Origin of the sequence: Paenibacillus sp. MER TA 81-3 (assembly GCF_023713585.1) — a bacterium.
Taxonomy (GTDB): domain Bacteria; phylum Bacillota; class Bacilli; order Paenibacillales; family Paenibacillaceae; genus Paenibacillus_B; species Paenibacillus_B profundus.
Window position 1 is genome coordinate 18,088 of sequence record NZ_JAMAWB010000035.1, and the last position, 24,809, is coordinate 42,896.

A 24,809-nucleotide genomic window follows, 5' to 3' on the forward strand; every position below is an offset into this window, starting at 1 on the left:
ATCGAAATAAAGAAGCACACATCGCAATTATTTGCGGCGGTTGTGCTTCTTTTTGCAATGATACCCCTCCTGTCTTGAATAATATTCCTTTCTTTACAAACAATACGATTCAAGTGTGTGTTCAAAAGGGGACTTTTTGAACAACCTCTTCAACGGGAGGATGATGTGGATGTGCAGAAGATTTTCATTAGCGGCGGATTTACCGGAGGTTACGCATTATTTTCAAATTAACAGAGTGATGTTCCATTACAAGCACCGGTTCAACATCAGCCCGACGCAGACGGTTCCGGTCGTGCTGCAAACAGGCGGCGAACGAATACTGGATGAGTACCGGTGGGGAATGGTCCCGTTCTGGGGCAAAGACTCGCTGAATGCGGACATTTATGCGGTGCATGAGAATTCTGCCTATTGGAAAGTCGTCGAGCGGCAAAGGTGCATCATTCCTTGCAGCGGGTTCTATTATTGGCGGCAGGAAGGAAAGAAGAGCTATCCGATGCGTGCGGTGCTACGGACGAGAGGAATCTTCGGAGTGGCCGGACTGTATGATATATGGAAAGATTCGCGCGGCGAGGCGTACCGTACCTGTACACTACTTATGACCCGGGCCAATGATCTGATTGCGGAATTTGATGCGCGGATGCCAGCGATTTTGGAGCAGAGTGAGGCGGAGACCTGGCTGAACAGTGAGACGACAGAAGTAGAGGCGTTGGCCCACATGCTGCGTCCTTACAGCCCGGCGCGAATGAATGTCTACCCAGTGTCGCCGCTTGTCAATAACGACCTGTATGATACTTCGGACTGCATCAAAGAGATGGATTTGAAAGTCGCATGGGTAAAAAATTGAAAGCACGCAAATCCGAAGCCGCTGCCCTATCGGGTAAGCGGCTTCGTTGATCCCGGTGAATTGGAGAGGGCAGACATATAGAAGTTATCCGGCAGCATCGTTGTCATGCATGAACGTTTTTTACAATCGAATACCGGACGGTATAATAGATTCAAGATGCAAAGAAGTCGTTCCTTCACCGCGGAAGAGGCTCAAGGTGCTGCGGGAAGCCGTGTGAACGATAAAAGGAGTGGATATATCCGTGCAGCGAAATCCTTACCCGGAATGGTCGTGGTCGCCGTCGCGGCATACGTTGTTCGAAGAGTGCCGCCGCAAATATTACTATCACTATTATGCTGCGCATAACGGCTGGTTGGCCGATGCGCCGGAGCTAGCCAAGCAGGCATATCGCCTGAAGCAGATGACGAACCTGTATCTGGTATTTGGAGATGCGATGCATAAAATGGCGGAGACGACGCTGATGCAGTTCAATCAGGCAGGACGCCTGCTGGAAGCGGATGAGCTGACGCGGCGAGTGCGCAACTTGTTGAATCAAGCGTATAAGGATTCATTAGATCAAGCGGCATGGCGGGAGCAGCCGAAGAAGCGCACGATGCTGCATGAGATGTATTATGACGGCGAGCTTCCGCACCATGTGGCCGACACGATTAAACGCCGCATTCCGATACTTGCGGACCGATTTTTGGGCAGCCGCAGCCTGCAGCAGTTCGTTCAGGAGCAGCAAGCTCGCTTGCTGGAAATCGAACGGCTCAATACGATCGAGGTAGCGGGTACGAAAGTGTATGTGAAGCTTGACTTCATGTTCCGCCAAGATAATCGGCACGTCATAGTGGATTGGAAAACGGGACAGGAAGACGAACGGAACAAGACGCAACTGAGGCTGTATGGTCTATACGTGCATCGGATGTACGAAGTGCCGTATGAACGTCTTGATATACGAACGGAGTATTTGCTGAGCGGACAATGTTACGAGGATCAGGTCGAAGGTGAAGAGATGGCGGAGTTAGAGCGGCACGTGGTCACAAGCATTCAGTTGATGAGAGATTATTTGGCGGAGCCGGCGATCAACCGCCCGTTATCGGTAGATTCCTTCGAGCCGACAGAGAATGCTCGCCGCTGCCGCCGCTGCGCATTCCTTGAAATATGTGAATATGGACAGCGGTCGGAGGACACATCTTCTGCTTCTTGAGTTTAGCGCCGTCATCAGAAATCGAGTGGCATGAACAAAAGGAGAACCAAACCAAAGCAACAGTATGGAAAAGGAAGGGGGATGGACAGATGACGGAAGCGGTGAATAGGGGTGCGGGACAGGTAGAGGACTCTACAGGAGCGGCATTTTTTGTGCCTCTGCCGCCAGATGGGCGGTATACCCGTGGTACGTATCAGCACGATGCAGTTACGCTAGCCATGACGATGCTCGGCAGTGTGCTGGTACGCAGGACGGAAGCGGGCATCATCAGGAGCCGAATTGTAGAGACGGAAGCCTATGTCGGTCCTGAAGACAAAGGCTGCCATGCTTATAATGGACGGCGGACGGCGCGGACGGAGACGATGTTCCATGACGGTGGAACGGCCTATGTCTATTTCATTTACGGCATGTATCATTGCCTGAACGTGGTGGCGAACGCAACGGACAAGCCGGAAGCGGTGCTTATCCGGGCAATCGCGCCGCTGACGGACGACGATGAAGCGAGAATGAAGCAGTTCCGCCGCATTCGTTCGCGGAAAGCGGCGGATTTATGCAACGGTCCGGGAAAGCTCTGTCAGGCGCTGCAGATCGATAAGCAATGCAACGGCATAGATATGATGCATAGCGATGATCTGTGGATGGAAGGCGGGACATGGCCGGGGGCGGACAGGATTGTGTGTGCGCCGCGCATCAACATTCCGTATGCGCAAGAATATGAGAGCAAGCTATGGCGGTTCTATGTGCAGGATGATCCGTATGTGTCGGTTAACGATAAGCAGGCCGTGTCGTTGACGGCAGCTTGGAGCACGTTGTATGGAGCAGAGTGAGCGGACAAGCGTAAGGCTAAAGGGAGTGACGGTAAGACGGTAATCTATGGTGTATCCTGTCGGTAATGATGATGCCGAAGAGGGGATGCGCCTTTTTTTCATTCCCCTTCAACAGAGAACATGCTGTCGGTCTACCGTGCAACGGTCCTTACATCCACTCTCCCGTACAGTCAGGGAGGATAATGACAGAGAAATGGCACATGCTGTTTGGTATAGATATCATGGCAATAAGCGGCCGATTATGATGACAGTGAACCAGAATTGTCATAGGTTGTGTCGTCTCCTGATGGAAGGGGAGAATGATGCAAAGGGACGGTTGGGGGAATCCCCTTCAGTGTGAATGCGTCACTGCATGAACGGAACATATCGTTAATAATGAAGTTCCCATCCCTACAATTTTACAGAGGGCATTCAAACACTGCCGCTCATTTTTGTAAGGTGCCGATAAAGTTTTTTTATGACATTAAAATATTCGTTTGAATTTATGAACGAGTCGTTGTATACTACAAATATATAAACATTCAAACATTAGTTTGATTATTGTAATGTTTACGATTATCTTGCAAATGCAGTTCCACTTTTCAGTTTACATGCTTAATATTTAACCAACTTTACAACAATATACAGGTGAGGTGACGCAAATGGCTGCACGGAAAATAATGAAGTCTGACGAGAATGGGCTTGACCATGTGAAAGACGACGTATGTGAAATCGTATGCTACGATACGGAGAAGATTAACTCCTTAAAAGGGCGTGTAGAGGATAACGAAGTACAGGGAATGGCGCAGATGTTCAAAGCGCTGTCCGATCCGACACGTATGAAAATGGCGTGCTTGCTGGATGAGGGTGAGGAACTGTGCGTCTGTGATATGGCGATATTGACTGGACAATCGATAGCGACGGCGTCCCATCATTTGCGCTTGATGAAGTCGCTTGGCATCGCCAAGTCGCGCAAGGAAGGGAAGAACGTCTTTTATACATTGAATGACCATCATATCAGTACGCTGATTCGGATGACGCTTGAGCATCTCAGAGAGGAGCATTGCCATGACGACACGGGGCATTCCACAACAAACTGATGAACGAGCCGCATATCGTGTGCAAGGGCTGTCTTGCGCCAACTGCGCAAAAGGTCTGGAGGAGGAAATACGCCGCCTTGACCATGGAGACAATGCCGTCCTGAATTATAACAGCGGCACGCTGAAGCTGAGCCGCAACATTGATATGGCCAAAGTGAATCGTATATTGCGAACGGATGGAGCTAGAATTGTCGAGTCAGGGTCTGGGGCAAGCTCGAAGTCGAAAGGGCATTCTCATGCTGAGGGGCATAATCATTCACACGCCCACAGTCACGATCACGCTCATGGCCATGAACATGGAGATGGTCACGGGCATGACCACAGCCACGGAGATATGAAGAAGATGAAGTGGTTCCTCGGCAGCTCCGGTATTTTATTTATCTCTACCTTTTTGTTGGATGGCCGGATTCCTAGCGCGGTTCTTATCGCCGTATATTTGTTGGCTATGCTGTTAAGCGGACATGTGACGTTCCTGAAAGGCTTGCGCAACCTGCTCCGCCTTCGCTTCAACATGGATACGCTGATGACAGTAGCTTTGACCGGTGCGGTATTGATCGGAGAGTGGAAGGAAGCGACGCTCGTTGCCATTCTGTTCGGTCTGAACGAACTGCTTGAGGGCTATGGGATGGAGCGTGCGCGCCAATCGATGGAAGCACTGCTTGCAGTAGCGCCGAAGCAGGCAACAGTACTGCGGGATGGGCAGTCGGTGACGATCCCAATTGAACAGCTCGTCATGGGCGATACAGTACTCGTTCGTCCCGGAGAGAAGATTCCTTCCGATGGTACGGTGCTTGAAGGGCATAGCGCCGTTAATGAGGCGGCTATTACAGGGGAGTCGCTGCCGGTATCGAAACAGAACGGCGACGTTGTGTTTGGTGGCAGCGTGAATACAGACGGCGTCTTGAAGGTGCGGATTGATAAGGCGTACGAGGATTCATCGCTCGCGAAAATACTGCATCTCGTTCAGGAAGCGCAGGATACGAAGACGCCGACGGAATTGTTTATCGACCGCTTTGCGAAGGTGTATACACCAATTATTATGATTGTGGCTGCGCTTGTCATTCTCGTGCCGCCGCTGCTGTTCGATGGAGACTGGTACAAGTGGCTTTATCAAGGGCTGGCTGTACTCATTGTCGGTTGTCCGTGCGCGCTCATTCTATCGTCGCCAATTGCCATTGTGAGCGGGATTACCCGCACTGCCCGCAACGGTATTCTCGTAAAGGGCGGCGTTCACTTGGAGCAGCTCGGCAAGATTGAAGCACTCGCCTTCGACAAAACGGGTACGCTGACCAAAGGGGAACCCGCTGTGCAGGCGGAATCGATTTACCGGCCGGACCAATTCTATCAAGTAGTCGGTGCGGTGGAGCAAGCCTCGTTGCATCCGCTCGCCAAAGCTATTATGCGATACTTAGAAGCGAAGGGCGAAGCGGCGTTCCCAGAACCGTCGCATAGCGAGACGGTTCCGGGTGAAGGCATCCGTGCCATCATCGACGGAGTGACGTATTGGGTCGGCAGCGAGCGCGTACTGGATAAATTGGCGCCGCAAGGAGAGGCCGCGGAGCGCGTACGGAAGGCGCGTGAAGAAGCGGAACAGCTGAAAGCGCGCGGTCTGACGCTCGTCGTAGTCGTCTCCGAGCATACGCAAGAGCCGCTCGGATTGTTCGGACTCGCAGACGAAATTCGCGAAGAGAGCAAAGATACGATCGCAGCGCTGCATGCAGCAGGCGTCAAGCATACGGTCATGCTGACTGGAGACCATGCGCAATCGGCACGGCAAGTTGCAGATAATGTGGGCGTAACCGATTGGTATGCGCAGCTGCTGCCGCAGCAGAAGGTTGAGAAGATTAAGGAACTGTCGCAGCAATACCGTGTCGCCATGGTTGGCGACGGCATCAATGATGCGCCGGCGTTGGCTTCGGCACAGCTTGGAATCGCGATGGGCAAAGGAACAGACAGCGCCGTCGAGACGGCCGACATCGTGCTGATGCAGGATCATCTTGGCAAGCTTCCGATTGCGATTCGTATTTCCCACAAGGTGAACCGGATCATCCGCTGGAACATTGGCATTACATTGGTTCTTAAAATTGTTGCGCTGCTGCTCACTATTCCAGGATGGTTGACGCTTTGGATCGCTATTCTGTCCGATATGGGCGCGACCATCTTAGTGACACTGCTCGGACTTACGATTCTGCTTGGCAAAGATCGCGAATAAGCATCTTATAGCATAGAAGGCCGCTATCCCTCCTTAACGGGCGGAGCAGCGGCCTTTTTCGCCAGCGAAGCTACATTTGGGAAGTTGTTTTTTCATAGATGTTAAATCCGCTCGAATGGCTCCCTTTATACTCATATCCAATACTCTGGTAGAAGGCGTTCAGCGCATCATTGCTTGCGATGCAATCCAAGCGAAGCCGGTCTTTGCCAGCGAATGAGATTCCTTGATCCACCCATCTCATCATTGCTGCGCCGAGTCGTCTGCCGGAATAAGCGCGATGAATGGCTAGTCGATGCAAATAAATGCTGCTCTCGTGCCCCTCTTCGCCCCATAGGGAGCAGTCCCATTCACTCGGCTGCTGCAGCATCATGATGACACCGGCTATCTGAACGCCCTGCTTGAAGACGAACACGTCTCCGTTTGCAATCGCGCCGGTCATATCATGTGTGTCTTCACCTTCCAATAGTCCACTCCATTGGCTAGAGCCTTTGCTTCGCAGCCATTCGGCCGTCTGTACCAACAGCGACATCACTACGCTCGTATCTTCTGGTGTTGCTTGAGCCGCTACAATGTCGTCAGCAATCATATCTTCTTTTATAGTGAATTCACTCATATCTCTACTCCTCTCGTACGTTTCGCTGCGTCCATAATAATGCTATTTTAGCGCAATCCTGCAAGGACGACAAAGTGCTGGCGTCAAATATGTCAGGATGGAATGATACCGCAATCAGGAGTAAAAAGTTGGATCGCCGGGCAACCTTAACAACATAAACCAACTGTTACTGTTAAGGAGTGGGCGAAGCGATGAATTCCATTGGCACCGATGGCCGGGGAGACTATACGGCACATCTGCGGCCGGAGGAACGGCCGAACCGGGCATATGCCGTCACAACAACCTATGCCAGACGATTGGCGTGCATCCTTGCGGTGCTGCTGCTGGCAGGTTGCACCGATACGATGTCTGCCTCCACAGGAGAAGCGGCATTTCATGCAGGAGAACCGCTTGTTAATGAGCAAGTCATACATGCGCCTTGGATTGCAACGAAGAACACGGTGCGCGTCAATACAAACGACCCGGTTAAAGCGGCTGTAACCATTTCACGGACGGTATGGCCAGCGACTGACGATAACCAGCGGCCGAATGGAGTGGTGCTCGTACCGAATGACGACTGGGCGATTGCCATGGCGGCAGCTGATTTAATTCATTTTCCGAATAACGGACCAGTGCTTTATATTACGAAGGATAGCATTCCTGACGAAACGCTATCTGAGCTAAAACGGCTAAAACCGAAAGGTTCCCCAGAAAATGGTGGGGTGCAGGCGATCGTGGTCGGTGATGTAGATGCCAGCGTCACGGAAGAAATCAAGGAGCTCGGTTTGCAGGTTGATGTCATTAAAGGCGATCAGCCTGCGAAGGTTGCCGCTGATATCGATGCATATTATACACGGGTGAACAAGGAACAGCCGAAATCGGTCGTCATTGCATCGACAGATGATGCGAAGTTCGCTCTGCCGGCTGTCAACTGGATTGCCCATATGCCGGAGCCGGTGCTCTACGTCAGCAATAAGGGGATCCCGCAGGCGACAGCCGATGCGTTGGCGAAGCGGCGCAAGCAAGCGGTCATGTATGTAATCGGGCCAGAGCAAGCGGTGCCTGAAGGCGTGGCCAAGGAGCTAGAAGTGTTCGGCAGAGTCGTGCGCATTCAAGGGAAGGACCCGATGCAGCAAGCGATTGCGTTCGCCAAGTATAAAGATAACAAGACGGGCTTCGGCTGGGGCATTACGACGGCGGGGCATAACTTCTCCTTCGTGCGGGAGGGGGATGAATGGTTGGCGATTGCACAGGCTCCGTTCGCGCATCTGGGCAAGCATGCACCGCTGCTATGGATGAGCGGGTGGCAAGTTCCGGACGATGTGCGGACGTATCTCGAGTCCGTCCGGCCAAGGTACATTACAACGCCGGTGGAAGGGCCTTATAATGCAGCTTGGCTTACGGGAGCCGAAGGGAGCGTAATGCCGAGCGTTCAAAGCGAGATCGATGCCTTGCTTGAGATTGAGCCTAAGAAGGCTGGGAGCAAGAGCAGCCCTCACGCGGGACATCATGGGTAACAAGTTAGAGAGCTTAGCTATGGACTGACATGGCTAAGCTCTCGTCATGTCAGCCTGGCTTCAAGGCAGAGAAGCGCAGCCGCCTGTAGTCCGCAACCCATTGTCCCTGTGCACAAATGAACGGAAGCGTTGGATATTTTCGGCGTGCCTGTTCAATCATGTCCGCTGATTTATCGATACCCTCTGTATGAGCGCCCGAAGCGGCAATCTGTGCAGTAAGATCCCCAGTGCCACAGCCCAAATCAAGAATGCGTTCCCCCTCCTGGGGGCGAAGCAGATCGACAACGTCTTTGCCGTAGACGGAAATGAAGCGCAGCTTATCATCATACAGCTCGGGTTTCCATTCATTATGGGGCGGCATATTCATCACCTCGCGTGTAAAGTCGTTCAAAAAGTCCCTATTGATTATTGTAGTATGGCAGAATTTAGATTATAGGACAAATATATAATACCTATCCCTATTATAGGGTACAACTATATAACATGGGAGATGTTAACAAATAATGGCGTAAGTCACGATTTTAAATGTTTTTTTTGACAAAAGAAATGGAAATATGACGAGCTTTCCAGTACATTTAAACTAGGTGAAAAAAAGTTAGAAGAGGTGAATGTATTGGCAAAGTCATCATCACGCAAAGGTAAAAAAGGAAACGAACGCATGTTTCTCATTATGCTGCCGATTGCCATTATCGTACTGCTCGGCATTATTTTTGTGTTAAATAAACAAGGAGAGAAAATTAAAACAGACGAAATGGCGAACAAGCCAGCGGTAGAATTCAATCTTGAAGGCCAGCCGACGCTTGGTTCAAAGGACGCGAAGGTGTCGATCGTGGAGTTCGGCGACTACAAGTGCCCAGCCTGCAAAATTTGGACGGATCAGCTTTATCCGAAGTTAAAAGCGGATTTCGTGGATACGGGCAAGGCTACGTTTACATTTATGAACAAGCTGGTCATTCCTAAATCCGAGCTGGCTTCCGAAGCGGCAGAAGAAGTATTTCGCCAAAACCCGGAATCGTTCTGGACCTTCCATCATGAATTGTATACATCCCAGCAAAGTGAGCAAAAGGATTGGGTAACTGTCCCGTTCCTTGTTGATTTGGCGAAGCGTGTCGTGCCCGATATTGACGCAGGCCAGCTTGAGCAGGCTTTAAACGATCGCACGATGCAAGGCAAGGTAGCAAGCGATGAAGAGATGGCTCACAAAGCCGGAGTGAACGGCACGCCGACCGTATTCGTGAACGGCAAAGAATTTACGGGACAATGGGATAATTACAGTCAATTGAAAGCGTTTGTGGAGACGGCGCTGAACGAAGCGAAATAATGGATGGGGGCGTGGAAGCTATATGATGGTTATCCGGCGTTACGCCTTGCATTTCGCTTGGCTCGTTTCATTTGTCGCGGCAGGCGGGAGCTTGTATATGAGTGATATTTTACTGTGGGAGCCGTGCAAGCTGTGCTGGTTTCAGCGCATCTTCATGTACCCGATGGTGATTCTGCTCGGCATTGCCGCTTACCGGAATGACCGCAGTGTAGTTCGTTATGCCCTGCCGTTATCGATAGTCGGAGGATTGATTTCGACTTATCATTACATGGTGCAAAAAATTCCTGCAATGGCCAACACATCGCCTTGTCGCTCTGGCATCCCTTGCAATACGGATTATGTGGATGCATACGGATGGATTACGATACCGCTTCTGGCATTCGTTGCTTTTTTGTTCATCACGATATTGCTGCTCCTTGCGCGTAAGCACGAACCACAAGAATAGAGTGCGACGGGTTATCATCAACACATGGGGGAGATAGAATGATGAAATTCGGACTGCAGAAGAAAATGGTGTTCGGCATGCTTATCGTATCTGGAGTTACCTATGCGACAAGCGGTTTCTTTATCTTCGTACTGAAGCCGTATATTGCCCCGAATATGGGCGATATAGCATATGATGCGATTATTTTTATGCTCGGCATATTTTGGACGTGCCTGCTCGGATGGTTGGCTGCAAGCTTGATTGTAAAGCCGCTCATTCAGCTGACGAAAGCGGCGGACGAAGCGGCGCAAGGCCGATTGAGCGTGACGCTGCCTACCTATCGCTTCCAGGATGAAGTTCGGGTCTTGACCCATTCTTTCGGTAAAATGATTCATAACCTTCAAGGGATGATTGTAGAAATTAAGAGCAGTGTAGACATTACAACTCGCAATACTTCCATGCTCAGCGACGCGATGACGCATGCGGCCGAGCAAATTGAGCATATTTCACGCACTGCGGAGGATATGAACCATGGGGCGGAGCAGCAAGCGACCTGGACGGCGCAATCGGCTGCATCGGTAGAAGAAATTCATGCCTCTGCCGTCGCCGTACAGGAACGAGCAGGTGAGACCGAGCGCATGACGGCAGATACGCTGGACACGCTGGCAGAGAGCGAAGATATTTTGAAATCGATCATCGATGGCATGCTGCATGCCGCGGAAGCCGGACAAGCCTCGATTAACTCGGTACAGCGGTTGAACGAGCAGGCTGAGCAGATCGGGGATATATCGATCGCGGTGCGTGAAATTGCGGACCAGACGCATTTGCTCGCCCTGAACGCTTCCATTGAAGCGGCGCGCGCAGGAGAGCAGGGGGCAGGCTTTGCCGTCATTGCGTCCCAAGTCCGGAAGCTGGCGGAACAGAGCGCGGCAGCTGTCAGCAGCATTAACGAGCGGATTATCCATATGCAGTCCCAAGTGGTGGAAGCAGTGGGGCACATTACGGCTCAGGTCGAGACGGTAAGTCTGGAAGCCGGGAAAAAAGATGATGCTGCGCGTGCGCTCAATACGATTGCTGAGGTAACGAAGCAGGCGTCTACAGCCGTGCATGACATTGCGACGTCGGTCGGTCAACAGACGGAACGGTTCGCGTCCACGTTGCAACAAACGCGGCAAATGGCCGCCGTCGTCAATGAAATGGCGGCGGGCACGCGGCAAGTGGCGAGCGCAACGCAGGAGCAGACGGCTGTTATGGAAGAAATGGCAGCTTCTTCCGACGTTTTGCGTGATCAAGCGAGCCGTTTGAAAGCGCAAATTGAAGTGTTTAAAAGCTGATTATAAGCTATAATTTCATATAAAATGACTGTGACCTGCACACTTTTGAGTGATGCAGGTCATTTTTTGCAACATTTGTGCATATAGAGGTAAATAAAATGCATGTTCAATCTCGAAAAAAACGCTATCATGGAGATACAATGAAAAGTTTTTTATTTCTTCCTTACGACTATGTAGGAACATAATGATACAACTGAAGGAGAGAGATTCATGACAACGCTTTCGTACCAAGGCAAGCAATTTTTTGTAGAGGGCAAGCCAACTCAACTCATCTCGGGCGCCGTTCATTATTATCGTATCGTGCCGGAGTATTGGGAAGATCGGCTGCTTAAGCTGAAGGCGCTCGGCTGCAATTGCGTGGAGACGTACATTGCGTGGAACATGCACGAGCCGCGGGAAGGACAGTTCAATTTCGAAGGGATGGCGGATGTAGCTGAGTTCGTTCGTGTCGCTGAGAGAGTGGGACTGTATGTCATTGTTCGTCCAAGCCCGTACATCTGCGCGGAATGGGAATTCGGCGGTCTGCCGGCTTGGCTCTTGAAGGACGAGATGCGTCTCCGCTGCAGCGATCCGCGTTATTTGGACAAAGTAGCCGCTTATTATGATGCGCTCCTTCCTCAACTTACGCCGCTGCTCGCTACGCAAGGCGGCCCGATTATCGCGGTGCAAATCGAGAACGAATACGGCAGTTACGGGAATGACCATGCCTACTTGCAGTCGCTGCGCCAGATGCTTATCGAGCGCGGTGTAGACGTGCTGCTGTTCACCTCCGACGGACCGCAGGACGATATGCTGCAAGGCGGCATGGCGGAAGGCGTGCTGGCGACAGTCAACTTCGGCTCCCGCGTGGAGGAAGCCTTCGATAAGCTGAAGGAATATCAACCGGATGCGCCGCTCATGTGCATGGAATATTGGAACGGCTGGTTCGACCATTGGTTCGAGCAGCATCACACCCGCAATATCGAAGACGCATCCAATGTGCTGGACGACATGCTGCGCATCGGGGCATCGGTCAACTTCTACATGGCGCATGGCGGAACGAACTTCGGCTTCTGGAACGGGGCGAACCACGGCGGCAAGTATGAGCCGACCGTCACGAGCTATGACTATGACGTGGCAATTAGCGAAGCAGGCGATCTTACACCGAAGTATTATGCGTTCCGTGAAGTGATTGGGAAGTATGCAGAGCTTCCGGAAGGTGAATTGCCGGCGAATACGCCTAAAGCGGATTATGGCGCTGTGCAGGTGTCACGACGTGTCAACTTGTTCGACACACTCGCTTCGATGGCCGATGCGAAGACGAGTGTATGTCCGGAACCGATGGAGAAATACGGGCAGAACTACGGCTTTATTATGTACTCCACGCGTATTTCGGGGCCTCGTCCGGAAAGCCGCCTGACGATTCAAGACGTGCGCGACCGCGCCCTTGTCTTCCTGGATCGGAAGCTGGTCGGTGTCGTCGAACGTTGGGATCCGAAGTCCATTCCGGTCGTCATTCCGGAAGGCGGCGCGCAGCTCGACATTCTCGTGGAAAATATGGGCCGGGTCAACTACGGTCCAGAGCTGTATGACCGCAAAGGCATCACGCACGGCGTGCGCTTGAATGGGCAATTCCTGTTCCACTGGGAAGTGCGCAATCTGGAGCTGGCGACGCTCGACGGTCTGCGCTTCGATGCGTCGGCTTCAGAGCTGGAAGGCGAGCAGCCGGGTTTCTATGAAGCAACGCTGACGATTGAGGGGACGCCGAAAGATACGTTCCTGCGTCTCGACGGATGGAAGAAAGGCGTCGTCTTCATCAACGGCTTCAACCTGGGCCGTTATTGGGAAGTGGGGCCCCAGCAGACGCTGTTCGTGCCTGCGCCGATATTGCGCAAGGGTCGCAACGACATCGTCGTGTTTGAATTGCACGCAGCGGGAAATCAACTTTGCTTCGAAGCGGAGCCTTCCTTGTAAGGCCGGGGCGGACGAAAAATGAATGCGAAGGGGGTGCCTGTTTCCTGCGGGCATCCCTTGATTGCCTTTACTACAGTGTCTTTGCAACGGTTGTCTGTGTACGAAATGTCGGATGCTGCTGATACTGTTCAATCCGAAAGCCATACTTCAACATAGAGGTGAACCGTTCGGCCCGACTGGACGGCTTGACGTTCAAAGACACGGCAGCTGTCGTGGCGACAGTGCTCGGATTGCCGATTCCGGCAGCTTGGGATGCACGGTTGCCAGAGGATTTGTTCGTACGTGAAGTCATTCTGTAATCGGTAAAAAGGGGGATACACGGTATGACGATGTATGTAGGCGTAACAGATATGTTCCACAAGGAAGTGCGCAGCTACAATGAATGGAATCGGTATACGACACTCGCGAAGAAGCGGCATCAGCGCGTTGTCAGCTGCAAGCGGGATAGTGCAGCGTTTCAAGTATTGGTATCGAGCGACGAGCCGTTCCTTCTCGCGAAGAATGCCGATACGCTGTTCTGGAAGGGTGGAGCGCTGAACATTGCTCGCGTGGAGGTTGCCATTGCAGGAGCATCTGTTCATCCGGACGTGAAGCTGATCGGATTCATGCGGGACGACGACGGAACGCCGAAGGCAGATCTGCTGCTTGAAGATTCGCATATACGGGCGGAAGCGCGCCAAGTGCAGCCGGTATGGGTGGAACTTCCAGCGGGAGAGTCGATGAGGGCAGGAACGTACCATGGCCGTGTCCGCCTGTTCACTCATCAAATGTTCGAGGATGAGCAGTGTGTCGGCGAGTGCACGTTCGAATGGATCGTGGCGGAAGAGACACTTCCTGAAGCGAAGGATTACCGCTTCTATCTGGATTTGTGGCAGCATAGCTCGAATATCGCGCGGAAATATAACACCGGCCTCTGGACAGAAGAGCATTTTGCTGTATTGGATGCTTATTTAGAAAGTATGGGCCAACTGGGGCAGAAATCCGTCACGGTCGTCGTCTCCGAAGTTCCATGGTCTGGGCAAATGTCCCATAACGACCGGGACCCGTCGGACTTGTTCGAATACAGCATCGTATCCGTGCAGAAGGCGGCGGATGGGGCGTTCCGTTACGATTTCTCCGCCTTGGAACGCTATATAGAGCTCGGCGAGCAACACGGCATATCTCGTGAAATCGAAGTGTTCGGCCTTTTGAACATTTGGCAGGACACGCATGCAGGATATGGTGCGCTGGTCGAAGGCGTATCAGATGCGATTCGTGTCCGTTACTATGACGAAGCGAGCAGCACATACCGCTTCATGCGCGGGGAGAGCGAACTGCGCGCCTACGTTCAAGCGCTGGAGGCTCACTTTACGGCTACGGGACGGGTGGAGCGAGTGCGGATTTTGGCGGACGAACCGGCGGATTACGACCTCTTCAATGAGAAGCTCTCTTGGCTGCGCCAGGCGGCGCCGACCTTCAAGTATAAAGTCGCCATCAATCACGTCGAGTTCGTGGAAAAAGGAATGGAAGGCGTGTCCGATTACGTGCCGAGCTTCTACTGTGTCGTGAAGGAGCATGAGCGGCTGATGGAGCAGCGCCCGTCGATTGACGGAACGCTGTTGTACTACGTCTGCTGTAGTCCGGACCGCCCGAACACGTTCCTTGGTTCACCGGCGCTGGAGAGCAGACTCGTCGCGTGGTATGTTGAGCAGCTTGGACTGGACGGCTTCCTGCGCTGGAATTATACCGTATGGCCGGATCATCCTCTCGAGAAGTTAGCATACCGCTCAGAGATTTGGAAGGCCGGGGATACGAACTTCGTCTATCCGGGTCCGCTCGGCAAGCCGCTCTTGTCGCTGCGCTACAAATGGCTGCAGCGCGGCATCCGCGATTTCGAGCTCATGCAGCTGCTGAAGGAGCAGGGCGAAGGCGAACGGGTTAAGGCGGCCTTAGCACGCGTATTCCGCTATAAGCAGATTGCAGACTGCGATCCCGACCGCCGTGCACATGCAGAGGCGATGTATAGCTTGAGCGCGGCAGACTATGACGAACTGCTTCTCGGTGTAACAGAGCGAGTATAAATTATAAATGGAGAGGCTGTTCCAAGGGTCAGCCCCTTTTCTTTTAAAACGAAAACAGATTGACGGGCTTCCGTTCAATAGTCCTTATGTCCATTCTCCCATATAATCAGGCAGGATAACGTTAAGGGCAAGGCGTATATAGCTTCGAATAGATACCATGGCATGAAGCGGCTGATGTATGTAAGTTAATGGGAGTTAACTATAATTATCATTGGACATGCCACCTTCTGAAGAAAGGGGAGAATGGAACAAAGGGGCCGATGAATCGAATCGCTCTGTTCGCATCATTGCACGAACGGATCATTTCGTTAATATTGCAGAGTCATGCCTTGCAGTTCGATAGAGGTTTTCTCATGATGTGGTCTGCATGGTTGCAATCACTTACGTGGCACCCTGCAAGACCGAATTCCCTTCATTGGGGACGAGCTGCTCCTGTGGTGTATCGCATACTGGCATTTTCGCGGAAGCGGGCTGCTCCAATTCCTCTGGCTGAGGTTTTCCAACCACTTGCAGGACAAAGTCCGTAACATTAGCTTCATACCGTTCTTTATCTACGCAATAGGAAACACCGTGTGTGGCCCCATCCACCAGCACGAACGCTTTTGGTTCGGGCTTTGCGTTGTACAGGTCGGCACTCATGTAGGTCGGAACGAAAATATCCTTGCTGCCATGAATGAACATAATCGGCAGCCTGCATGTCTTCATGACGCGGATGGGGCTTACGTCCTCGAGCTCGAATCCAGCTTTGCGCTTTAACAAGCGATTGATGAGCGGCATAATCGGCCAAGCGGGCATATGATTGAGCTTCGTGACCTGATGATGGATTAGCTCCGTTAAGTCCGAATACGGGCAATCCGCAATAATGAACCGGACCTGTGGACGGTGCATGGCGGCATACTCGAGTACGGTTCCGCCGCCCAGCGACTGGCCGTGCAGACCGATTGCGCAGTCTTCCCCTTTACGGGCGATGACCCAATCTACCCATGCCTGCACGTCTTTTTTTTCGTTAAATCCGAAGGTGGTATACTGCCCCTCGCTCTGGCCGTGACGGCGTTGATCTACGAGCAGAACGTTAAAGCCCAGCTTGAAGAACATCGCCATGAATTGGGCGGACCAGGTCAGTGCCGACGTATAGCCGTGCACGATGATGATGACACGTTTGGATGCAGGAAATGATTCGATATAATACCCGTGCAGCGCTAAGCCATCATGGCTGCGGATGAACAGCTCCTCTTTATCGCAATCGTCATACTGCTTCTTACGGAACACCTTATGCTGTTCAAGCAAATCGAGGCATTGTTCATAGGTGGAGCTCTTCATCCGCGTCATCTGAAAAACGGCAAATTGCGGAATTATCCAGATGGACAACAGGATGAACAGAATGATGCCGCCTACTATCGGAATCCACATGTCAATCCACTCCTTAATCCACGTAGTCTTGTCTTCTTGTCTATTAGGGTGTGCAATTTCATCCCAATTTACACTTGTCATTCGACTGCATTCTACTACGTACTACATAGTGCAGGTTGGCGAAGATGTTCAGTTTTTGTACAATGAGAACATACGGAATGAAAACGGGGGATGACGTTGAATTTGGAAGAGCATGTAATTCAGGAAGAACGCAGTGCACGTGAACGGAAGGGCAGTGTGGGGGGAACGGCGGCAGATTGGCCAAGTCCGGCACGCAGGCTGCTTATCGCTGGAACGGGGAGCGGTGTCGGCAAGACGACCATTACACTCGGCATTATGAGGGCGTTAACCCGCAATGGCTGGAAGGTGCAGCCATTCAAGTGCGGCCCTGATTACATTGACCCGACTTATCATACCGCAGTGACAGGCGTACCATCGCGCAATCTTGACAGTTGGATGTGCGGTCCAGATGGCATGCGTGACATCTTCGTCCGGAGAGCGAACGGAGCGGACATTGCCATTATGGAAGGCGTCATGGGATTGTATGATGGACGTAGAGCAGACTCCGACGAGGGAAGCTCTGCTTCCGTTGCGAAGCAGCTGGATTGTCCGGTGCTGCTCGTCATTGATGCGTCGGGCATGGCTAGAAGCGCTGCTGCTATGGTAGCTGGCTTTCAACATTTCGATGCGGAGGTTCGCATTGCCGGAGTGATCGCTAACAACGTCGGCAGTGAGGGGCATGGCAAGCTGCTCCGCGAAGCAATTGAGTCCGCATGCGGCGTGCCGCTGATCGGCTTTGTGCTGCGTAATACAGAGCTGGCCGTTCCAGAACGGCATCTGGGGTTGGTGCCAGCCATCGAACGGGGAACGCTTGACTCACTGTTCGATCGTATGGCTGATGCCGTCGAAGCGCATACGGATCTGAATGAGATCGTTCGGATCGCAGAGTCAGCGCCGTTGCAGAACATGGACGACTTGAGCTTAGGCGCAGCGGATAGCAACGATATTCCGAGCAAGCAGAGCAGCTTCTCTTCCGTACGAGAGGCAGGGCAAGAGCTCGGCGTCACTCAGGAGCCGCTGCGTTTGGCGCTTGCTTATGACGCGGCATTTCACTTCTACTATCCGGACAATATGGAGCTGCTCGAAGCGTGCGGCTTCGAGCTTGTCCGCTTCTCGCCGCTGGCAGATGAGCCGGTGCCGGATGGTGTCGACGGCTTGTATATTGGCGGCGGCTTTCCAGAAGCGTTCGCGCCGGAATTAGCGAAGTGCAGCCGCGCATTGGCTTCCATCCGCCAAGTTATTGAGGCAGGAACACCGACATTTGCTGAATGCGGGGGTTATATGCTTCTGACCGAGCGGCTTGTGTTAACGGATGGAAGCGTCTATCCACTCATCGGCATCCTCCCAGGCGAGACGCGCATGGGAACGAAGCTGGCTGCACTCGGTTACCGTGAAGTGACAGGGGAAGCAGGTAATTTCCTGCTGCCAATGGAGCAGACAGCGCGCGGACATGAGTTCCATTATTCGACAGTTCATGTGGAGGAGGCGCAAGCGCTCCCTCCGGCATACCGTTCCCGCGGATTGGCCGGAGAGCGGCCCGAAGGAGCGGTGTATCAGGATCGACTTCAACTCGTGGCCGGCTATACGCACATCCACTTCGGGTCGAATTCCGCCATTGTGACAAATTGGGCGCAAGCCTGTGTCGCATTTCGTCAAAAACGTTTATAATGTATCCTAGGACGAGCCCCGCGCATGCGGGGTCTTCCACTGTTCATGAATAAGAATTCACAAGCTTCATACTAGTGTGGTAAACGACCTCTATTAAATACTTAGACAATGAACGTTACGTTATGCTGATAAGCGAAAGGATTTGGAACAGATGTGTGGCATTGCCGGTATATATCATTTTCATGATCAACAACCTTCTGAACATATCGTCCGCAGCATGATGGATTTAATTCATCATCGCGGACCGGATGATGCAAAGCTGTGGATCGGCGATCGCGTCGGCCTCGGATTTCGCCGTCTATCCATTATTGACGTTGCCGTTGGGGCACAGCCGCTCAGCAACGAGGACGATTCGGTATGGATTATATTCAACGGTGAGATTTATAACTATTTGGAACTGCGCGAAGATTTGATTCAACGCGGCCACCAGTTCAAGACACATACCGATACGGAAGTTATTCTTCACCTATATGAAGAGCACGGCTCCAAGTGCGTGAATCATCTGCGCGGCATGTTCGGGTTTGCGATCTGGGACCGCAACAAGCAGGAGCTATTCATTGCGCGCGACCATTTCGGCATCAAGCCGGTCTATTATTTCATGAACGAAGAGATGTTCCTCTTCGGTTCGGAGATTAAGAGCCTCTTGGCCGTACCGGGTGTACCGCGTCAAGTGAATATGAACGGCTTGTATAATTATTTGACGTTTCAATATGTGCCTGATCCTGAAACGATGTATGCGGGTATTCACAAGCTGCCGCCCGCACACTACATTACGATTCCGTTCGGTGGCAAGCCGGTCATTGAGAAGTACTGGGACCCGATGTTCGAGCCGGTGGAGCGTCCGCTGACGCAAATTATCGAGGAAATCCGCGATGTAATGCGCGACTCTGTGGAGCATCATCTGCATAGCGAAGTACAGCGCGGCTGCTTCCTCTCTAGTGGTATTGACTCCACCATTACGTCGACTTTGATGCGCTCCATCGAACCGATTAAAACATTTAGCGTCGGATTTGAAGGTCCGAACGATGAGACGATCATTGCACGTGATACGGCCAGACAGATAGACACGGAGCATTATGACCGCATAATTACGCAGGAGATGTACTTCGATGCGGTGCCGCGTGCCATCTGGCATTTGGATGAGCCGGTAGCAGATCCTTCCGCGATCGCATTATACGAGGTGGCGCGTCTGGCGAAGGAGCATGTCACCGTGGTACTGTCGGGCGAAGGAGCCGATGAGCTGTTCGGGGGATATCGCATTTACCGTGAACCGCATTCTTTGCGTTACTTGTCATGGATGCCGGAAGGTATGCAGCGCGTGATGAACCATATTGTGCGTTCCGTTCCGTTCTCGTTCTATGGGAAAAATTATTTGCTGCGCGGAACGACTCCGCTTGAGGAGCGTTTCTTAGGCAATGCGAACATTATGACGGATGATGCGAAGACAGAGCTGTTGCGGGCAAGCGCAGACGAAATGTCATCCTTCACGAAGCCGTTCGATATTGCACGCCAATATTATGACCGGACGCAGCACCTTGATCCGGTGTCTCGCATGCAGTATATCGATATGAACCTGTGGATGCCAGGAGATATATTAATGAAAGCGGACAAGCTGACGATGGCCCATTCGCTCGAACTGCGCGTGCCGTTCCTGGATCGCAAAGTATTCGATATCGCCCGCCGCATCCCGGCTCAACACCGCATTGCAGAAGGGACGACGAAGTACGCGTTGCGTAAAGCGATGGAAGGCATCATTCCGGATTCAGTCCTGCATCGTCCGAAGCTCGGCTTCCCGGTTCCAATGCGGGATTGGCTGCGTACAGAGCGCGCGAACATTATGTGGGAAGAGTTGTCTTCCAGCGGCATCGATCACATCATTAACCTGACGTCGGTCGAGGATATGTTCCGCCGGCATAAGAACGGTCAAGGAGACTATTCGCGCAAAATTTGGGTATTGTATGTGTTCGGCCTGTGGTACCGGACATATATGAGAAAGCAGTAGCATCGAATTATAGAGTAATGAGACTAATACCCGTCATTCTTGTTTTTTGCATGAATTCGGGTTGTCGCAAGATTAGCACTTCTCCATAGGAGAGGTGCTTTTTCGCTTGTTCATGCAAATATCGACAATTATACATGTTAAATATTACCTATATTAACATATATAGAAAGTATTGTTTGGGAAATGTTGAAAATCTATATTAAAGTACTAGGTGACTATTAAATATTGATATGGAGGTCATCGCGTATGTACAAAAAAATAGTTCCCGCGTCTTTGTTTGCCTTTGTACTCATTTTTGTGTTTTCTGTAACGACTGTGTTTGGAGCTGCTAAAATAGGGGAGCCGCTTAATTATCCGGAAAAGGGCTGGGATCGATATTCGTATACGTCACCCGAAATAACCTATGAAGGAAATTGGTGGGTTGGGAATGTCGCAAAACATAGCACCAATAAGGATGCTTCATTCAAGTTTAATTTTGAAGGCACATCATTCCGAATCATTACGCAAAATTATGGATATGTAGACACTTCGGACAATATTTCAGTTATCGTTGACGGCAAAATTAACGGGAAATTATCATTGCAAGATATTCCATATGATTATTATAATTCAAGACTGGCATATGAACTCAGTGGACTTGAGTATGGCGAGCATACGGTTGAATTCGTTAACAATCAAAGCAACAAGCATATACTGCTGACGGCGATTGACCTTCAGCAGGGAAGTCAGTTAAAGCCATATAATCCAGATGCCATCAACAGCCCTAAGCTGAGCGTTACATCGGTTACCTATGCTGTATATTTGAATCAGACGTTCGACGTTCAGATTTCGCTCGATAATGTGAATTATATTTATGCGGAAGACTTTACGATACAATATGACAAAACACGCTTCCGTCTGGAAGAGGTTGCAGTCGACAATAAATTAATGCTAGCGCATCAAAGCGACACAGGCGCGTTGTTGCGGCTCATTACGGCGAGCAAAGGGAAATATAACGGGATTCACGGAAAAAGCAAGCTCGTTAATTTGAAGTTTAGAGCGATTGGATTGGGAGACGGGAAGATTCAAGCCGTGCAGGCAAAGATTGCAGATAATGGAACGCGGGAAATCGACCTGCTGTCAGGTAATTTAGGAGGACGAACCTTTTCGGTCGTCGGCAGTTCAGAATTCAGTCTGAAGCATTTAGGCGTGCTTGCCTATTATTATGAAGATGATAAAGCCAAATTACCGCAAAATCTTCAAAATGTGGTCGGCGGCCAAGGAACGGTTGGAGAAGTTGATTTAACCCAACTCGTCAAATCGATTTTATCGAATCCCCATTATAATGTGAAATCCTAACAATAAGAAAGCTGCAAGTTGTTTTCGAAAGAAATTGTGAAAACGGCCTGCGGCTTCTTCTCATTTTCCGACATATGAGTTGGAAGCGAACACCTACGGATGTCGCTGAATAATAAGCGACTGTACTCCACAAAATAATCCTTGATTGCCAAGGAGGTGTAGCTATGAACAACAGACAACTAGGTACGCACGAAATGTTGGAAGTGCATGAACTTTTGAACTTTAAAAATGTTTGCATGACAAAAACCAAAACAATGATGGGGTTGGTGTCATGTCAAGAGTTGCAGGGATTAATGCAAGAAGATGTCCAAAACTCGGCCAAAGCAATTCAGGATTATCAAGCTCTATTGTCGCGAGCAAACTATATTTAAAGGAGGTGTTTATATGAATCCAATCGTTCAAAACCTGACGGGTATGAGCACATTATCCGATCAAGTAATTGCAACGGATATGTTATTGGCTTCAAAGTCCGGCATAAAGGACCTGGCCGTTGCCATTACCGAGTCAGCCACGCCTGATGTGCGTACTGTATTAAAGTCGCATTTAGATACAGCCATCACCTGTCATGAAAAGCTTACCAACTATATGATGAATAAGGGATATTACCATCCGTACAATGTGAATGAACAGTTGCAAATCGACATGCAAAGCGCCAATGCTGCATTGGGACTTCAGCAATAACATACTCGTACCCAGTCCAAAGCACCCATGAGATACGGGTGCTTTTTAATATACCTTAAAGCGTACTTGTTCGTATAAGGATTGCATCACATGGGAATCTTACAACTGATATAACATTACTAACCGGAGGTGAATGAATTGAAAAAACGACTGTCAGCTATTCTGATAATGGCATCCATTTCTATGGTTCTCGCCGTACCAGCCTTTGCAGTAGATGGTTCCAGTTACGATGGCGGTATGAACACCAACGCGAATAGTGGTTACAACACCAACACGACTGGCAATTACAACACAAGCAACGTCAGAACTAACGCTGTAAATGGCAACAGAGGAAACAATTATGGTTGGCTCGGTCTGCTTGGACTAATTGGCTTAGCAGGGCTGCGTAAAAGAAACGATGAATATTCCGGTCAACGTTCATAAGCTGTAAATTTCGATATTTAGCTGTTCTAAAGTAAATACGAAATGCAAGATGCACCCACAAGAGACATCATTATATCCTTGGGGTGCATTTTTTATGTCTGCGCCGTCTCCAATATTTTTCATTAAAAAGCCGCCCCCGGAGGAGCGGCTGAGAACAACTTACGTGACTTTATTGTGAGGGTGACCGATTTTCATCATGAGTTGGAAGCGGACGCCTGAGGATGGGAATGTCCATCCATTGCTGACTCGTCATCGGCTCCCCGCTTGCGTTTCTTGTCCATCCCGTCACGGGAGATACGGCCGTTGCCGATAAGCAGCGATACGAAGATGCCGAGCACGATAAATCCTAATCCGGTCAGGAACACGGTGGAGAAGGAGGAAGACCACGCTTCCTTGACGGTATCCAACAGGTTCGTTTTTGCTTCTGCAGGAAGCGGAATTTGTTCGCTGTTAATGAGCATTTGATACAGCGTATTTGAGTCGGTGCCGGTCTTATCCAGCACAGTCTGCGTCATCGCATCAGCGCTCGCTTTGGCTTTGGCTATGTTGGTTGCGATGACCGCATTCATGATGACATTGAACAGCGTCGCTCCGATTGTGCTCCCGATAGAGCGGAAGAAGGTCGTCGCTGAGGTAACGGTGCCCAACTTTTCACGCGGGAACGCATTTTGGACGACAATCGTAATAATCGGCATTACAAGCCCCATCCCGAAGCCGAGCACCATCATGAAGCTATAAGCGGTAATCTGCGTCGTATGGACGCCCATCGTGCTCATCAGCAGGAAGCCAATGGAAGTGATGAGCATCCCCGCGGCCATTACCGAACGATAAGGCATGCGCAATACGAGGCGGCCGCCGAGGACGCTCGCAATAATGAGCGCAATCATCATCGGTGTCATTGTGGAACCGGCCTGCGTCGGTGTCACGCCGAGCACGCCCTGCATGAACATCGGCACGAACATGATGGCGCCGAACATGCCGAGACCGACCAGAAAGCCGAGTGCGACGGATACATTGAATACGCGGCTCTTGAACAGGGACATCTCGATAATCGGTTCTTGTGCCCGACGTTCTACGAAGACGAATAGAACGAACAGCAGCAGCGCGCCGGCAAAGGTAAGTATGCTCGTTGCCGAAGTCCAACCATATTTGTCGTGATTCAAAGACAACCCGAGCAGAAGCAGCACGATACCTGGAATGAGTGTGAAAATACCTAACCAGTCGATGGCCACTTTCTTGCTCTTGTCCCGCGGAGCATCCACGGACTTCATCCCGATAAAGATAAGGACGGTCGATAATAATCCGAATGGGACATTAATTAAGAAAATCCAATGCCAACTAATATTATCTACGATAAATCCGCCAAAGAACGGCCCGATCACGGAACTAAGACCGAAAATCGCCCCGAAGATGCCTTGCCACTTCGCGCGCTGCTCCGGAGTGAACATCATGCCGATGATCGTCTGCGACATCGGCATCAGCATCCCGCCGCCAATCCCTTGTATGGCTCGATAAATGATTAATTGCTCCATGGTAGTGGCTGTCGCACATAGCCCAGAACCGACGACAAAGATAAGCCAGCCGATCAAATAAATAAAGCGGCTTCCGAATAAGTCAGCCAGCTTGCCAGCCAGAGGAATAACAGCAGTGGAACAGATCATATACGCTGTCGTAACCCATGCAAATATGGAAAACCCGTTTAAATCCTTAATGATGGTCGGCATAGCCGTACCGACAATCGTTTGCTCAAGGGAACTGAAGAACATCCCCATAATAAGACCGAATAAAACCATGTTGCGACGAGACCGGGTGGGGTCATTCGTCATCGTCATTCGCAATCACCTTGCTTTCGTTCAGTATGTTTTTTCCTCTGCA

22 protein-coding genes are annotated in these 24,809 nt (G+C 51.0%); 18 read left to right on the top strand and 4 right to left on the bottom strand.

Going from position 1 to position 24,809, the window contains the following annotated elements; translation table 11 throughout:
* The first annotated feature begins 169 nt into the window (after positions 1-169).
* The 5 genes from M3650_RS29870 (at position 170) to M3650_RS29890 (ending at position 6,151) form a co-directional block, all read left to right on the top strand.
* Positions 170-844, top strand: coding sequence for an SOS response-associated peptidase (locus M3650_RS29870; RefSeq protein ID WP_251579911.1), 675 nt, complete (start codon positions 170-172; stop codon positions 842-844).
* A gap of 241 nt (positions 845-1,085) precedes the next feature.
* Positions 1,086-2,033 (top strand): PD-(D/E)XK nuclease family protein, encoded by a 948-nt coding sequence (locus M3650_RS29875; RefSeq protein WP_251579912.1) that lies wholly within the window; start codon positions 1,086-1,088, stop codon positions 2,031-2,033.
* Between the two features lie 89 nt (positions 2,034-2,122).
* Positions 2,123-2,860, top strand: coding sequence for a DNA-3-methyladenine glycosylase (locus M3650_RS29880; protein WP_251579913.1), 738 nt, complete (start codon positions 2,123-2,125; stop codon positions 2,858-2,860).
* Positions 2,861-3,501: 641 nt separating this feature from the next.
* Positions 3,502-3,939 (top strand): ArsR/SmtB family transcription factor, encoded by a 438-nt coding sequence (locus M3650_RS29885; RefSeq protein WP_251579915.1) that lies wholly within the window; start codon positions 3,502-3,504, stop codon positions 3,937-3,939.
* Positions 3,908-6,151, top strand: coding sequence for a heavy metal translocating P-type ATPase (locus M3650_RS29890; RefSeq protein WP_251579917.1), 2,244 nt, complete (start codon positions 3,908-3,910; stop codon positions 6,149-6,151). Before M3650_RS29885 ends, M3650_RS29890 begins: the two co-directional genes overlap by 32 nt.
* A gap of 70 nt (positions 6,152-6,221) precedes the next feature.
* Here M3650_RS29890 and M3650_RS29895 read toward each other — a convergent pair whose 3' ends face one another.
* Positions 6,222-6,764, bottom strand: coding sequence for a GNAT family N-acetyltransferase (locus M3650_RS29895; protein ID WP_251579919.1), 543 nt, complete (start codon positions 6,762-6,764; stop codon positions 6,222-6,224).
* A 191-nt stretch (positions 6,765-6,955) separates the two neighbouring features.
* On the opposite strand from M3650_RS29895, the gene M3650_RS29900 reads away from it, so the two are divergent.
* On the top strand, positions 6,956-8,260 hold the full coding sequence (locus M3650_RS29900; RefSeq protein ID WP_251579921.1) for a cell wall-binding repeat-containing protein: 1,305 nt from the start codon (positions 6,956-6,958) through the stop codon (positions 8,258-8,260).
* A gap of 49 nt (positions 8,261-8,309) precedes the next feature.
* On the opposite strand, the gene M3650_RS29905 is transcribed toward M3650_RS29900, so the two are convergent.
* Positions 8,310-8,627, bottom strand: a complete 318-nt coding sequence (locus M3650_RS29905) for a class I SAM-dependent methyltransferase (RefSeq protein WP_311295170.1) — start codon at positions 8,625-8,627, stop codon at positions 8,310-8,312.
* A 237-nt stretch (positions 8,628-8,864) separates the two neighbouring features.
* Here M3650_RS29905 and M3650_RS29910 point away from each other — a divergent pair, with 237 nt between their 5' ends.
* The 6 genes from M3650_RS29910 to M3650_RS29935 all read left to right on the top strand — a co-directional run bounded on the left by M3650_RS29910 (position 8,865) and on the right by M3650_RS29935 (position 15,352).
* Positions 8,865-9,581: a DsbA family protein gene (locus M3650_RS29910; RefSeq protein ID WP_407672887.1), complete on the top strand. Its 717-nt coding sequence runs from the start codon at positions 8,865-8,867 to the stop codon at positions 9,579-9,581.
* Positions 9,582-9,603: 22 nt separating this feature from the next.
* Entirely contained in the window at positions 9,604-10,026 is a 423-nt protein-coding gene (locus M3650_RS29915; protein WP_019420335.1) for a disulfide oxidoreductase, read from the top strand.
* Between the two features lie 38 nt (positions 10,027-10,064).
* A complete protein-coding gene (locus M3650_RS29920; protein WP_251579923.1) occupies positions 10,065-11,339 on the top strand; it encodes a methyl-accepting chemotaxis protein in 1,275 nt (424 codons plus the stop codon).
* A 210-nt stretch (positions 11,340-11,549) separates the two neighbouring features.
* On the top strand, positions 11,550-13,292 hold the full coding sequence (locus M3650_RS29925; protein WP_251579925.1) for a glycoside hydrolase family 35 protein: 1,743 nt from the start codon (positions 11,550-11,552) through the stop codon (positions 13,290-13,292).
* A 158-nt stretch (positions 13,293-13,450) separates the two neighbouring features.
* Complete coding sequence (locus tag M3650_RS29930; RefSeq protein ID WP_251579927.1) at positions 13,451-13,591, top strand: hypothetical protein; 141 nt, start codon at positions 13,451-13,453, stop codon at positions 13,589-13,591.
* Between the two features lie 24 nt (positions 13,592-13,615).
* Positions 13,616-15,352 carry a DUF4091 domain-containing protein gene (locus M3650_RS29935; protein ID WP_251579928.1) on the top strand — a complete coding sequence of 579 codons (1,737 nt, stop codon included), beginning with the start codon at positions 13,616-13,618 and terminating at the stop codon, positions 15,350-15,352.
* Positions 15,353-15,733: 381 nt separating this feature from the next.
* Here the strand turns inward: M3650_RS29935 and M3650_RS29940 are convergent, their stop codons facing one another.
* Positions 15,734-16,843 (bottom strand): alpha/beta hydrolase, encoded by a 1,110-nt coding sequence (locus M3650_RS29940; protein WP_251579929.1) that lies wholly within the window; start codon positions 16,841-16,843, stop codon positions 15,734-15,736.
* 90 nt (positions 16,844-16,933) lie between these two features.
* Here M3650_RS29940 and M3650_RS29945 point away from each other — a divergent pair, with 90 nt between their 5' ends.
* The 6 genes from M3650_RS29945 (at position 16,934) to M3650_RS29970 (ending at position 22,934) form a co-directional block, all read left to right on the top strand.
* Positions 16,934-18,490 carry a cobyrinic acid a,c-diamide synthase CobB gene (locus M3650_RS29945; protein ID WP_251579930.1) on the top strand — a complete coding sequence of 519 codons (1,557 nt, stop codon included), beginning with the start codon at positions 16,934-16,936 and terminating at the stop codon, positions 18,488-18,490.
* Positions 18,491-18,641: 151 nt separating this feature from the next.
* Complete coding sequence (gene asnB, locus M3650_RS29950; RefSeq protein ID WP_251579956.1) at positions 18,642-20,492, top strand: asparagine synthase (glutamine-hydrolyzing); 1,851 nt, start codon at positions 18,642-18,644, stop codon at positions 20,490-20,492.
* A 246-nt stretch (positions 20,493-20,738) separates the two neighbouring features.
* On the top strand, positions 20,739-21,830 hold the full coding sequence (locus M3650_RS29955) for a cohesin domain-containing protein (RefSeq protein ID WP_251579931.1): 1,092 nt from the start codon (positions 20,739-20,741) through the stop codon (positions 21,828-21,830).
* Between the two features lie 164 nt (positions 21,831-21,994).
* Positions 21,995-22,201, top strand: coding sequence for a hypothetical protein (locus M3650_RS29960; RefSeq protein WP_019420344.1), 207 nt, complete (start codon positions 21,995-21,997; stop codon positions 22,199-22,201).
* Positions 22,202-22,214: 13 nt separating this feature from the next.
* Positions 22,215-22,511, top strand: coding sequence for a spore coat protein (locus tag M3650_RS29965; RefSeq protein ID WP_251579932.1), 297 nt, complete (start codon positions 22,215-22,217; stop codon positions 22,509-22,511).
* Positions 22,512-22,649: 138 nt separating this feature from the next.
* Positions 22,650-22,934 carry a WGxxGxxG family protein gene (locus M3650_RS29970; protein ID WP_251579933.1) on the top strand — a complete coding sequence of 95 codons (285 nt, stop codon included), beginning with the start codon at positions 22,650-22,652 and terminating at the stop codon, positions 22,932-22,934.
* Between the two features lie 194 nt (positions 22,935-23,128).
* Here the strand turns inward: M3650_RS29970 and M3650_RS29975 are convergent, their stop codons facing one another.
* The gene (locus tag M3650_RS29975; protein ID WP_483311801.1) at positions 23,129-24,766 is read right to left on the bottom strand and encodes an MDR family MFS transporter; all 1,638 of its coding nucleotides are present in this window, start codon (positions 24,764-24,766) and stop codon (positions 23,129-23,131) included.
* Positions 24,767-24,809: the final 43 nt, after the last annotated feature.